This window comes from Vibrio mytili (assembly GCF_000830505.1).
Classification (GTDB): Bacteria; Pseudomonadota; Gammaproteobacteria; order Enterobacterales; family Vibrionaceae; genus Vibrio; species Vibrio mytili.
Window position 1 is genome coordinate 62637 of sequence record NZ_JXOK01000063.1, and the last position, 13107, is coordinate 75743.

At 45.3% G+C, this 13107-nt stretch carries 9 protein-coding genes and 1 pseudogene; 6 read left to right on the forward strand and 4 right to left on the reverse strand.

Going from position 1 to position 13107, the window contains the following annotated elements:
- Window position 1: 1 nt before the first annotated feature.
- Window positions 2-1246: a lipoprotein-releasing ABC transporter permease subunit LolE gene (lolE, locus tag SU60_RS16510; protein WP_041156488.1), complete on the forward strand. Its 1245-nt coding sequence runs from the start codon at window positions 2-4 to the stop codon at window positions 1244-1246.
- A gap of 248 nt (window positions 1247-1494) precedes the next feature.
- Here the strand turns inward: lolE and SU60_RS16515 are convergent, their stop codons facing one another.
- Window positions 1495-2013, reverse strand: coding sequence for a DUF2062 domain-containing protein (locus SU60_RS16515; RefSeq protein WP_041156489.1), 519 nt, complete (start codon window positions 2011-2013; stop codon window positions 1495-1497).
- A gap of 8 nt (window positions 2014-2021) precedes the next feature.
- On the opposite strand from SU60_RS16515, the pseudogene SU60_RS16520 reads away from it, so the two are divergent.
- The 5 genes and pseudogenes from SU60_RS16520 (at window position 2022) to kdsB (ending at window position 7984) form a co-directional block, all read left to right on the forward strand.
- Window positions 2022-4279: pseudogene (locus tag SU60_RS16520) on the forward strand (DNA internalization-related competence protein ComEC/Rec2).
- Between the two features lie 31 nt (window positions 4280-4310).
- Window positions 4311-6059 (forward strand): lipid A ABC transporter ATP-binding protein/permease MsbA, encoded by a 1749-nt coding sequence (msbA, locus tag SU60_RS16525; RefSeq protein ID WP_041156490.1) that lies wholly within the window; start codon window positions 4311-4313, stop codon window positions 6057-6059.
- 5 nt (window positions 6060-6064) lie between these two features.
- Window positions 6065-7072: a tetraacyldisaccharide 4'-kinase gene (gene lpxK, locus SU60_RS16530; protein ID WP_041156491.1), complete on the forward strand. Its 1008-nt coding sequence runs from the start codon at window positions 6065-6067 to the stop codon at window positions 7070-7072.
- Window positions 7053-7232: a Trm112 family protein gene (locus SU60_RS16535; RefSeq protein ID WP_041156492.1), complete on the forward strand. Its 180-nt coding sequence runs from the start codon at window positions 7053-7055 to the stop codon at window positions 7230-7232. Before lpxK ends, SU60_RS16535 begins: the two co-directional genes overlap by 20 nt.
- Window positions 7232-7984, forward strand: coding sequence for a 3-deoxy-manno-octulosonate cytidylyltransferase (kdsB, locus tag SU60_RS16540; RefSeq protein ID WP_041156493.1), 753 nt, complete (start codon window positions 7232-7234; stop codon window positions 7982-7984). Before SU60_RS16535 ends, kdsB begins: the two co-directional genes overlap by 1 nt.
- A 125-nt stretch (window positions 7985-8109) precedes the next feature.
- Here kdsB and SU60_RS16545 read toward each other — a convergent pair whose 3' ends face one another.
- Genes SU60_RS16545 through SU60_RS16555 form a run of 3 tightly spaced genes read right to left on the reverse strand, consistent with a single transcriptional unit; the run spans window position 8110 to window position 12934 of the window.
- On the reverse strand, window positions 8110-9669 hold the full coding sequence (locus SU60_RS16545) for a SpoVR family protein (protein WP_041156494.1): 1560 nt from the start codon (window positions 9667-9669) through the stop codon (window positions 8110-8112).
- 11 nt (window positions 9670-9680) lie between these two features.
- Window positions 9681-10952, reverse strand: coding sequence for a YeaH/YhbH family protein (locus SU60_RS16550; RefSeq protein ID WP_041156495.1), 1272 nt, complete (start codon window positions 10950-10952; stop codon window positions 9681-9683).
- A 47-nt stretch (window positions 10953-10999) separates the two neighbouring features.
- On the reverse strand, window positions 11000-12934 hold the full coding sequence (locus tag SU60_RS16555) for a PrkA family serine protein kinase (RefSeq protein WP_041156496.1): 1935 nt from the start codon (window positions 12932-12934) through the stop codon (window positions 11000-11002).
- Window positions 12935-13107 lie beyond the last annotated feature (173 nt).

A 13107-nucleotide genomic window follows, 5' to 3' on the forward strand; every position in this document is an offset into this window, starting at 1 on the left:
TTTGTTTTCATCGTTAGCATTAATGATCGGTGGTCGTTTTAGTCGCGCAAAAAAGCGAAACAAAATGGTGTCGTTTATTTCACTCTCTTCGACCATCGGTATTGCCGTCGGCGTCGCAGTGATCATCATTGGCTTGTCAGCGATGAATGGTTTTGAGCGTGAACTGCAATCACGCGTGTTATCGGTAATTCCTCACGGTGAATTGGAGGGCGTAGAAGGGCCTCTCTACGACTATACGCAAACCATGCACCAGGCGCTGAAACACGAACATGTCGTTGCCGCTGCGCCTTATGTGCGCTTTACCAGTCTTGCTGAAAAGGGCAGTAAACTAAAAGCCATTGAAGTTCGCGGCGTTGAACCATCGTATGAACAAGCCGTGTCGAGCCTGTCTGACTTCATTGATCCACAAGCTTGGCAAAACTTTCATCCGGGCCAACAACAAGTCATTTTGGGACGTGGTGTCGCAGATGAATTAAGCGTGGATATTGGTGATTACATTACGTTGATGATCCCACAAACAGGTGGCTCAACGAATGTCCAAGCCCCAAAGCGTGTTCGTGTAAAAGTGACGGGCTTTTTGACCTTGAATGGTCAAATCGATCACTCTCTGGCGTTGGTACCACTGTCTGATGCTCAGCAATACGCGAGATTAGATGATGGTGTGACGGGAATTTCATTGAAAACCGATGACGTGCTCAATGCTCCATCAATCGTGAGAGAAGTCGGTAATCTGGTTGACGTTTATGTTTACTTGAAGAGCTGGCAGCAGCAATTTGGCTTTTTGTACCGCGACATACAGCTGGTACGAACGATTATGTATCTAGTCATGGTTCTGGTGATTGGTGTGGCGTGTTTTAATATTGTTTCCACGTTAATGATGGCGGTGAAAGACCGGGCCGCAGAAATTGCGATTTTACGTACCATGGGCGCCAAAGATGCGTTGATCAAGCGTATTTTTGTTTGGCAAGGCGTGTTTTCAGGTGTTTTTGGCAGTATTGCTGGCAGCATCATTGGTGTCTTGGTTGCGCTGAATCTCACGCCAATAATAAAAGGGTTAGAGCATTTAGTCGGACACCATTTCTTGTCGGGAGACATCTATTTTGTTGATTTCCTGCCTTCTCAATTGCATTGGGCGGATGTTGGCTTAGTTTCTGGTACCGCCATTATATTGAGCTTAGTTGCGACCTGGTATCCGGCTTCTCGGGCCGCGAAGTTGAATCCCGCTGCCGTATTGAGTGCAAAATAATCTAAATACGGATCAGCCTTAATCTTCACTGAGATAGCCAATGTTAACCAACCAGTGTACCGCGCAGGCAATGGCTTAAAACTAACGCTGTATTCATGATATGAAAAAGGACCGAGCTCGGTCCTTTTTCTTGTTCAATTGCTATCACGATATATGTTGGTACAGCTCACAACTTTTCATATTCTTCTCGCATCTTTTCTCAGAATTGCTGCCATTTCAGCCTCAACCCACATCTGAAAACCTGCATATTAGCTTCGTTTGAGTATATTGCGTTTTTGCCAGCTGCGTACAACAGAATAGCGCCACAAGCCACGAATGCCAAAATAGCCAACAATGGCGGATATCACACCGCAAATCATACATCCTAGGAAAAAAGGCGGTCCTATTGTGTGCATTTGTTGCATCAGGTATTCCCAAGAAAGCTCAAAATGGAATGGCTGAGGGGGGACATGTAAGACTAAGGCACCAATTTTGTAAGCAAAATAAAACAGCACAGGCATGGTAATTGGGTTACTAATCCAAACTAACGCAACAGAAAGGGGGAGATTCACCCCCAAAACAATGGCAAGACCTGCCGCCATGATCATTTGGCTTGGTAACGGCACAAACGCCATAAATAAACCCACGGCAAAAGCCCCCGAAGCTGAGCGACGGTTTAAACACCATAGGTTGGGGTTGTAAAGCACATTGCCGAAGACCTTCAACGCTTTCTGGCGTTTGATTAATTCGTGATCAGGCATGAAGCGTTTTATCAGCTTTCTAGGCATAGGACAGCATGACTCTCTCAGAAAAAAGTTGGACCTTAGTGTTATTTGTCACCACTGTTATATCGTCAGCATGGTGGCTGGCGATACCAGACGAACATTGGCTGCCGTTGGGAGTCGTGGCGATTGGCTTAATCATTAAATTGCGTCGTGGCCTAATTAGCATAGGCGCAATTTCCGGCTTTTTGGTTATTGTTGTCCATGGCAATGTAACAGATCATCAGAGACAAGCCCTTTTTCAAGCTGAAGAGAATATTACCATAACTGGTAAGGTTAACAGCTCTTTTAAGCAAATAAGTCACGGTTTTGAAGGTATTGTGACAGTAAACCAGGTCAATTCTCAAAAGCTGTTACCTTTCCTTAAACCTAAAGTCCGTTTTATCTCGCCTTTTATACTGCCAGTTAACAGCGAGTTTACGACAACTGCAACCATAAAACCCATTATTGGATTGAGGAATGAAGCGGGATTTGATGCTGAGAAGCAGTCCATGGGAAGGGGGATAATCGCGCGCGCAACAGCTGCGGACGATGCGCATTGGACCATTCGAAGCGCCTACTCTCTGCGCCAGGCGATCATTAGTAAGGTGACAGAGCAAATACGCCATTTATCACAGTTTCCACTGATCAGTGCCTTGGCTTTCTCCGAACGGGACTGGCTATCTGATGAGCACTGGCGAGCACTTCGAGATAGCGGGCTGTTACATTTGATCTCGATCTCGGGGCTGCATATCGGAATGGCATTTGGGATCGGCACCATGGTTGGGTCTGCCATTCGTTATGTGATACCTCGCTATCACTTTTTACCATCGATGAGTGGATTAGTGGCAGCCGTAGCGTATGCGTGGTTGGCGGATTTTTCTTTGCCAACCATTCGAGCCGTGTCAGTGTGTATGTTGTACGTTTTACTTAAGTTTTCATTAGTGCACTGGAGTCCCTGGCGCGTAGTGCTTTTAGCGGTTTCGTTACACTTGTTGTTTGAGCCTTTTGCATCGTACAGCATGAGCTTTTGGTTATCGTATTTGTCAGTTGGCGCAGTGTTGTTCGCGATCAATGCAGTACAGCGCACTGCATCCACCAAATTAGCAAAACTGCGCGTATTACTCCTCAGCCAACTGTTACTAAGCCTTTTTATAATTCCTGTTAGTGGGTACTTCTTCTCTGGCTTTAGCTGGTCATCACTTGTTTATAACATGGTGTTTATTCCGTGGTTTGGTTTTGTCGTTGTGCCAGTGATGTTTGCGGCCGTGTTTGCCGCTCTATTGGTGCCATCGTTTGCGATCTATTTATGGGAACTCCTGGATACAGCGTTGTTGCCGCTGAACCACTCCATCCAATATGCGGTCGGCACTTGGTTACCTTTGAGTAAGAAAATGGCGCTTTTCGTCGTTTTCATCAGTATTAGTGTGTTGGTGAAACGATTCATGCCTTATCGCGCTTGGTTGGTTGTATCTGCGGTAGTGCTATCTCTTCACCTTCTTCCTCAACGGAGCCAAAGCACTTGGCAAATTGACGTTCTCGATGTGGGTCATGGGTTAGCGGTCATGGTTGAAAAAGAAGGTAAAATCCTCCTGTACGATACTGGAAAATCATGGCAAGGAGCAGTGTCGCCGACCAAGTTATAACGCCTGTGCTTCATTCGAGAGGCATTAAGCGGATCGATACGTTCGTACTCAGTCACTCTGATAACGATCATGCGGGTGGACGTTTTGTTGTCGAAGATAACTTTGCTCCCACGCATAAACGTAGCAGCCAGAACTTTTTTGGTTACCAACCGTGCAACAGTCAAGAAGCGTGGCAGTGGCAAGGACTGAGGCTAAACGTGATTTGGCCACCCAAACAAGTAAAGCGTGCTTACAATCCACATTCTTGCGTATTTAAATTGGAGGACCCTATTTCTGGATTCACTATGTTATTTACCGGGGATATTGAAGCGATCAGCGAGTGGATATTACTTAGGGAGCCGGACAAATTACGCAGTGACATCATGCTCGTTCCTCACCATGGCAGTAGAAGTTCCTCTAACCCTAAGTTTATTCAGGCGGTCAGTCCGAGCGTTGCGATTGCCTCTCTAGCGAAAAATAATCAATGGGGTATGCCTGCACCTTCTGTGGTAGCGGCGTATAAAGAGAACGGTTCGACTTTGTTGGATACGGGAGAAAAAGGGCAGGTGAGCATTCGTGTTGATAAAGAGAATTGGGTTTTAAAAACGAAACGCAGTAATACATTTGAACCATGGTATAGGCAGATGCTGCGTAAGGGAGTAGAATAAGAGTCTTAATGTAAGAAAATAAAGCACTTCTATGTCGATTAATACTGATGAAACGACTTGGCAGACGTTTAAGCGTCTGTGGTTATATATTCGCCTTTATAAAGCAGGTCTTATCGTTGCTATCATTGCATTAGTCATTAATGCAGTCACAGATACTTATATGATTTCACTACTGAAACCTTTGCTGGATGAAGGTTTTGGCAGCGCGGAATCTGACTTCCTACGTACGCTTCCGTTGATCATATTTGTCATGATGTTTATCCGGGGTACCAGTGGGTTTGTCTCTGATTACTGCTTGAGTTGGGTTTCCGGTAATGTGGTTATGCAGATCCGACGCATGGTATTTAATCACTTCATGCACATGCCAGTATCTTACTTTGACAAAGAGAAAACTGGCAGTCTGTTATCCCGGATTACGTATGATTCAGAACAAGTGTCAGCGGCAACGAGTAAAGCGTTAGTGAGCATTGTGCGTGAAGGGGCGAGTATCATTGGTTTACTTGTGCTCATGTTTTACAACAGCTGGCAACTTTCTTTAGTGTTGTTCGCTGTCGCTCCTGTTGTTGCTTGGGGGATAGGCGTTGTCTCTAAGCGTTTTAGAAAAATTTCTAAAAATATGCAGACCATGATGGGTAACGTGACGGCATCCGCCGAGCAGATGCTCAAAGGTCACAAAGTGGTGCTGAGTTACGGTGGTCAAGACATCGAACGTGAGCGTTTCGAAAAAGTCAGTAACCAAATGCGCCAACAAAGTATGAAGTTGGTGACGGCACAAGCCGCTGCTAACCCTATCATTCAAATGATTGCATCGATTGCCATTGTTGCAGTGCTTTACTTAGCGAGTATCGATTCAATTAAAGAGCAATTGACACCGGGTACCTTTACGGTTGTGTTCTCGGCAATGTTTGGTTTGATGCGTCCGTTAAAAGCGTTGACCAATGTGACTTCGCAGTTCCAGCGTGGTATGGCAGCAAGCCAAACGTTATTTTCATTAATTGATCTGGAACCGGAGAAAAACGAAGGTAAGCACACTGTTGAGCGCGCCAACGGTGATATCTCAGTAAAAGACGTCACCTTTACTTATCAAGGGTCAGAGAAGCCCGCTTTGCAACATGTCAGTTTTGATATACCAAGCGGTAAGACAGTTGCGTTGGTGGGGCGTTCTGGTTCTGGTAAGAGCACTATTGCGAACTTATTTAACCGTTTCTACGATGTTGACAGCGGGTCCATCGAGTTAGATGGGCGTGATATTCGTGAATATGAATTAAGGAACTTGCGTCAACAGTTTGCGCTGGTATCGCAGAACGTTCACTTATTTAACGACACTATTGCGAATAATATTTCCTATGCGACGGAAGATAACTTCCAGCGCAGTGATATTGAAAAAGCCGCTGAGTTGGCTCATGCGATGGAATTTATCAACAAAATGGAAAATGGGCTCGACACCATGATTGGTGAAAATGGCGCGAGTCTGTCCGGTGGTCAGCGTCAACGAATCGCGATTGCTCGTGCGTTACTTCGTGATGCGCCCGTGTTGATTTTGGACGAGGCGACATCTGCATTGGATACCGAGTCAGAGCGAGCTATTCAAGCTGCGCTGGACGAGTTACAAAAAGACAAAACCGTGCTGGTGATTGCGCACCGCTTATCAACCATTGAAAATGCAGACGAAATTTTGGTGGTGGATGACGGCTCGATTGTTGAGCGAGGCAATCATGCTGACCTTATCAAAAAAGATGGGGAATACGCCCAACTTCACCGAATTCAATTTGGTGCTTAATCGTCGTGGTTGAAAAGATTTGGTTTGAAAACCATCCGTTAAAATATCTTTTGTGGCCGCTTTTGTGGCCACTGAGTTTGCTGTTTGGTGCGATTAGCCAATCAAAGCGCAAGCAATATCAAGCGGGGAAAAAGCGGGCGTATCGTGCACCGGTGCCTGTTGTTGTCGTAGGTAACATTACCGCTGGCGGCAATGGCAAAACGCCCGTCGTGGTGTGGCTGGTGGAGCAATTACAGCAATTGGGCTACAAACCTGGGGTTGTCTCGCGTGGCTATGGGGCGAAAGCGCCACACTATCCATTGGTCCTAGACTCAGATACACCGACGAAGCATTGTGGCGATGAGCCTAAACTAATTCATCGTCGAACCGGAGTGCCAGTGGCAGTGGATCCCGTGCGTGCTAATGCGGTTAAAGCTCTGATGGTTGAAGGTGTCGACATTATCATTACCGATGATGGCTTACAGCACTATGCACTTGAACGAGATATTGAACTGGTAATTGTTGATGGTAATCGACGCTTTGGTAACCAGAACCTAATTCCTTTAGGTCCTTTACGCGAGTCTGTCGAGAGGCTGAATGAGGTTGATTTCGTTATTACCAATGGCGGGCAAGCACATCCAGGTGAGATTGCGATGTCACTTGCACCAGAGAAAGCGATCAACTTAGCTACAGCACAGCAGGCTGACGTTGCAACGTTAAAGCAGCTCGTTGCCTTTGCTGGGATTGGGCATCCACAACGCTTTTTTAATACACTGGATGAAATGGGCGCGGATGTTAAACTCACCAAGGGTTTTGCTGACCACCAAGATTTTGACCAGCAAGAATTAGAGACATTAGCTTTGCAAGGAGCGAATGTCATTATGACTGAAAAAGATGCCGTCAAGTGTCGCCATTATGCGCAGGCTAACTGGTGGTATCTTCCCGTCTCTGCTCAATTGGATACACGCGATGCAGAGCGAATTTTAAATAGAATAAAAGAGGTTAAAGCGACTTATGGATCACCGTCTGCTTGAGATTGTAGCTTGCCCTGTATGCAAAGGTAAGTTGACGTACGATAAAGATAATCAAGAGCTGATCTGCAAAATGGATCGCCTTGCTTATCCAATCAAAGAGGGCATTCCTGTACTGCTAGAACCAGAAGCTCGTACCATGAGCATGGATGAGGGCCGCTAATGTCTTTTACTGTTGTTATTCCTGCTCGCTATTCGTCAAGTCGATTGCCGGGAAAGCCTCTGGCAGATATTGGTGGAAAACCAATGGTGCAGTGGGTGCATGAACAAGCAATGCAAGCAGGCGCTGATGATGTGATCATTGCGACCGATGATGAGCGTGTTTCCGCAGCAGTAAAGCAGTTTGGTGGTAAAGTCTGTATGACGTCAGCCAACCATGAATCAGGCACAGAACGCTTGGCCGAAGTGGTTGATAAGATGTCGATACCTGCCGAACATATCGTGGTGAACGTACAAGGGGATGAGCCGCTTATCCCACCGTCAATCATTCGCCAAGTGGCAGAGAACCTCGCGGCTTGTGACGCGCCAATGGCAACATTGGCTGTAGAAATTGATTCAGAAGACGAAGTGTTTAACCCTAACGCGGTGAAAGTAGTCACGGATGCAAACGGGTATGCTATGTACTTCAGCCGAGCAACGATTCCTTGGGATCGTGACAATTTCGCAGAACAAGGCAACAAGATTGTTAACCCACTGATGCGTCATATTGGCATTTACGCTTATCGTGCAGGATTTATCCATACCTACATCAACTGGGCACCGAGCGCACTTGAGCAAATTGAGTGCTTGGAGCAGCTACGAGTACTTTGGTACGGCGAAAAAATCCACGTGGCGGTCGCCAAAGAAGCACCAGCAGCAGGCGTCGACACTCAAGCTGACTTAGAAGCTGTACGAGCGATTGTCGCTAAAAGATAAGTGCGTTCAACTATCTAGCTCAGTTTGTGTAAGCCGGTTTTCGTAAGCCGTCGATTTTTATAAATATAAGTAAAAAGGCTCCTTTTCGGAGCCTTTTGCGTAAGTAGAGACTACAAAGAACGAGATTAACGTTCGTATTGGTTTGATTTCTGTTTTGGACACATTGCCAATGTCTCTCTGTGACCAGTTTCTTTTACTTCCTGCAAAATTACGTCAAAGCCCCAGAGTCGGTACACATGTTTTAATACTTCCTCATAACTGTCATCTAAAGGAATTCGGTTGTGAGGAACATATTGCAATGTTAACGAGCGATCGCCTCGTACGTCGACATTAAACACTTGGATGTTCGGCTCGAGATTAGAGAGGTTGTACTGGGAAGCTAGCTTTTCTCTGATCTGCTGATAACCCATTTCGTCATGAATGGCGGATATCTCAATGAAGTTCTTATGGTCATCATCTTTGATGGCAAACAGTTTAAAGTCGCGTATTAACTTCGGTGACAAATATTGGCTAATAAAGCTTTCGTCTTTAAAGTTATGCATCGCGAAATGCACAGTGTCCAGCCAATCTGAGCCTGCGATATCAGGGAACCATTCCTTATCTTCATCCGTTGGGTTTTCACAGATACGTTTAATGTCGGTAAACATAGCAAACCCAAGCGCATAAGGATTGATACCGCTAAAATAAGGGCTATTGTATGGCGGCTGAGCGATGACGCTCGTATGGCTATGTAAGAACTCTAGGATAAATTTTTCTGACACTAACCCTTCATCGTAAAGATGGTTAAGAATTGTGTAGTGCCAGAAGGTCGCCCAACCTTCGTTCATTACCTGTGTTTGTTTTTGTGGATAGAAGTACTGGCTTATCTTACGCACAATTCGCACGACCTCTCGTTGCCAAGGTTCGAGAAGCGGTGCATGTTTTTCAAAGAAATACAGCAAATTCTCTTGAGGCTCGCTTGGGAAGCGCTCTTTCATGTCCTCTTCTTTCGTTTTTGCTTGAGGAACGGTGCGCCACAGTTCATTGACCTGTGATTGTAGGTAGGCTTCTCGCTCCTCTTGACGAGCTTTTTCTTCGGTTATCGAGATTTTTTCAGGACGTTTGTATCGATCAACGCCAAAATTCATTAATGCATGACAGGAATCGAGCAGTTTCTCTACCTCCTGAACCCCATACCGCTCTTCGCATTCGGCTAAGTACTTTTTGGCAAACAACAAGTAATCGATGATTGAGCTAGCATCTGTCCAAGTTTGGAATAAGTAGTTGCCTTTAAAGAACGAGTTGTGACCATAGCATGCATGTGCCATGACCAACGCTTGCATGGTAACGGTGTTCTCTTCCATTAGGTAAGCAATACAAGGGTTGGAGTTAATCACAATCTCATAAGCGAGCCCCATTTGACCATGCTTATAGTTTTGTTCGGTTTGAATAAACTTCTTACCAAATGACCAGTGATTATAATTGATTGGCATACCGATACTTGAATATGCATCCATCATCTGCTCGGATGTGATCACTTCTATCTGATTGGGGTAAGTGTCAAGACGGTAATGCTCCGCAACGCGTTTAATCTCCTTGTGATAGCGTTCTAAGAGTTCAAATGTCCAGTCTGGACCATCCGGTAGTAACTTGCTGTTGCGCTTCTTAGTGGCTTCTTCAGCGTTTTTTTTCGTGAAAGTATTCATCGCCAGCCTCCTTACGCCGATTCTTTTTGAAAGAGTTCTCGGAAGACAGGGAAGATATCTTCCACTGAGCGAATATTCTTCATGGCGAAGTTCGGAAACTCCTCAGTGAGTTTTTCATACTCATGCCATAAAGTTTGGTGTGAACGACGCGTGATCTCGATATACGAATAATACTGACAATTTGGTAATAGGCTATTTACTAGCAGCTCACGACACCGCGGTGAGTCATCAGCCCAGTTATCACCGTCGGACGCTTGAGCTGCATAGATGTTCCATTGCCCAATAGGGTAGCGTTCTTTGATGATTTCTTTCATCAGCTTCAAGGCACTGGATACGATAGTGCCACCAGTTTCTTGAGAATAGAAAAACTCTTGCTCATCAACTTCTTTCGCCTGAGTGTGGTGTCGGATAAACACGACTTCGACATTCTCATAAGTACGAGTTAAAAACAGATACAGCAACACATAAAAGCGTTTTGCAATGTCTTTGGTTGCTTGATCCATAGAACCGGACACATCCATTAAACAGAACATGACAGCCTGGCTGGACGGCACCGGACGTTTTTCGTAATTTTTGAAGCGTAAATCGAATGTATCAATAAATGGAACCTTAGCAATTTTGGCTCGTAGCTCCTCAATTTCCTTTTTGAGTCGATTTTCTTCAAGCTGTTGTGCTGGCTCAATATTTTTAATACGTGTCAGTTCCTCTTCCAGTTCGTTAAGAAGACGTTTTTTACCTGCCGTCATTGCGGTTCTGCGTGCAAGCGACTGTTGAAGGGAACGAACTACGGCAATATTGGATGGAATACCTGCGGTTTTAAAGCCCGCTCGGTGGGTTTTCCATTCAGTTATTTTCGCGATTTGGTTTTTTTCAAGATTCGGCAACTCAAGGTCTTCAAACAAGATATCGAGGTATTCGTCTTTTGATATTTGGAATACAAATTCATCCTGACCTTCACCATCGGGACTTGCTTGACCTTCACCAGAGCCACTGCCTTGTCCTCCTTCTTTAGGACGTTCAATCTTATCACCGGTAATAAACTGGTCATTACCAGGGTGCACACGCTCTCTCAGCCCCCCTTTACCTTGGTGAAAGATTGGCTCTGTAATGTCTTTATGCGGGATGGCGACGTCTTCGCCCGTTTCTGTGTTTGTAATCGAGCGTCGATTCACTGCGTCTGCCACGGACTCTTTTATTTGCTCTCTATGGCGCTTCAAGAAGCGCTGTCGGTTAACAGCGCTCTTATTTTTGCCATTGAGCCTTCGGTCTATAAATTGCGCCATGAAATAGCCCTCTTCATGTTTCACAAGCGACCTAACTCAACAATGGGTTAGGATGACTTACGTACTCGTAGGTACCACTCAGAAAGTAGGCGAACCTGCTTCTCGGTATAGCCTTTTTCCATCATGCGAGCGACAAAGTCGTCGTGCTTCTTCTGATCTTCAGAAGAGGTTTTCGCATTAAATGAGATCACTGGAAGCAGTTCTTCGGTATTAGAGAACATTTTCTTCTCAATGACTGTGCGCAATTTTTCGTAGCTGGTCCAAACTGGGTTCTGACCATTGTTATTCGCTTTCGCACGAAGCACAAAGTTAACGATTTCGTTTCGGAAATCTTTAGGGTTTGAGATGCCAGCTGTTTTCTCGATTTTCTCAAGCTCTAAGTTGAGAGAGGCACGATCAAATAGCTGTCCAGTTTCCGGATCGCGGTATTCTTGATCCTGAATCCAGAAGTCTGCATAGGTGACATAGCGGTCAAAGATATTTTGGCCGTACTCAGAGTAAGACTCCAAGTAGGCAGTCTGAATTTCTTTACCAATGAATTCGACATAACGTGGAACGAGGTAACCTTTCAAAAACTCTTGGTATTTTTCCGCGGTTTCAGCAGGGAATTGTTCTCTTTCGACCTGTTGTTCTATGACATAGAAGAGGTGTACGGGGTTGGCCGCCACTTCTGCTTGGTCGAAGTTAAATACACGCGACAGGATTTTAAAGGCGAAACGAGTCGACAGACCGTTCATCCCTTCGTCCACACCCGCGTAATCTCGATATTCTTGATAGCTTTTCGCTTTTGGATCGGTGTCTTTAAGTGTCTCGCCATCGTAAACACGCATTTTTGAGAAAATAGACGAGTTTTCAGGCTCTTTTAAGCGGGAAAGAATACTGAACTGTGCCAACGTCTCTAGTGTGCTTGGTGAACAAGGCGCTTTTGATAGCTCACTGTTTTCAAGCAATTTTTTGTAGATTTTGACTTCTTCTGACACACGTAAACAGTACGGAACTTTGACAATGTAAACACGGTCAAGAAACGCTTCGTTATTCTTGTTGTTACGGAATGTTTGCCATTCTGATTCGTTTGAGTGAGCCAAAATCATGCCATCAAACGGGATGGCAGAAAGCCCTTCTGTACCATTAAAGTTACCTTCCTGAGTGGCAGTAAGTAATGGGTGAAGCACTTTGATTGGCGCTTTGAACATCTCAACGAACTCCATCAAGCCTTGGTTGGCTTTACAGAGGGCACCAGAATAGCTGTAGGCGTCTGGGTCATCTTGAGAGTAGTGTTCCAGTTTACGGATATCGACTTTACCCACTAGAGACGAAATATCTTGGTTGTTCTCGTCACCAGGCTCTGTTTTCGCTACCCCAACTTGATCCAAGATGGAAGGGCGCACTTTCACCACTTTAAAGCGGGTGATATCACCACCAAACTCATGCAGACGTTTTGCGGCCCATGGTGACATAATCGAGCGTAGGTATCGCTGTTGAATACCGTACTCTTTGTTGAGGATTTCACCATCTTCTGTGGCTTTAAATAAGCAGAACGGGTGATCGTTCACCGGACTGCGTTGTCCGTTTGCGGAAAGGACGTAGATCGGCATTTGCTCCATCAAGGCTTTGAGCTTTTCCGCGAGTGAGGATTTACCGCCACCCACTGGGCCAAGTAAATAAAGAATCTGCTTACGTTCTTCTAAGCCTTGCGCCGCATGTTTTAGGTACGAGACGATCTGTTCTATGGCATCTTCCATGCCGTAGAAATCTTTAAACGTTTCATAACGCGAGATAACACGATTCGAAAAGATCCGGCTTAGCCTTGGATCTTTAGCGGTATCAATTACCTCCGGCTCCCCAATCGCCATTAATAGGCGTTCTGCTGCGTTTGCGTAAGCGCTTTTGTCATCCTTGCACAGAGCCAAAAACTCTTGTAACGACATTTCTTCATCTTTAGCAGCTTCATATCTTGATTGATAGTGGTCGAAAATACTCATGTCGCTTTCCCCTTTAATAGTCAGTCTACCGACGAACGTTGATGCAGGCTTAACCACCTATTTCGTGCTCTTGCTGTATAGAGTTGTACGTCCTGTTATTTCTTTTGGTTCGCGCAATCTATAAACTCGCATCACCTATAAACTTGGCAGAACCAAAGATTTTGCTTTGTGGA

Bases quoted from the DNA above. Each gene is read 5' to 3' on its own strand.
- msbA (WP_041156490.1), top strand. From the start codon at position 4,311: ATGTCGATTAATACTGATGAAACGACTTGGCAGACGTTTAAGCGTCTG.
- SU60_RS16515 (WP_041156489.1), bottom strand. From the start codon at position 2,013: ATGCCTAGAAAGCTGATAAAACGCTTCATGCCTGATCACGAATTAATC.
- SU60_RS16550 (WP_041156495.1), bottom strand. From the start codon at position 10,952: ATGGCGCAATTTATAGACCGAAGGCTCAATGGCAAAAATAAGAGCGCT.
- kdsB (WP_041156493.1), top strand. From the start codon at position 7,232: ATGTCTTTTACTGTTGTTATTCCTGCTCGCTATTCGTCAAGTCGATTG.
- SU60_RS16555 (WP_041156496.1), bottom strand. From the start codon at position 12,934: ATGAGTATTTTCGACCACTATCAATCAAGATATGAAGCTGCTAAAGAT.
- SU60_RS16535 (WP_041156492.1), top strand. From the start codon at position 7,053: ATGGATCACCGTCTGCTTGAGATTGTAGCTTGCCCTGTATGCAAAGGT.
- SU60_RS16545 (WP_041156494.1), bottom strand. From the start codon at position 9,669: ATGAATACTTTCACGAAAAAAAACGCTGAAGAAGCCACTAAGAAGCGC.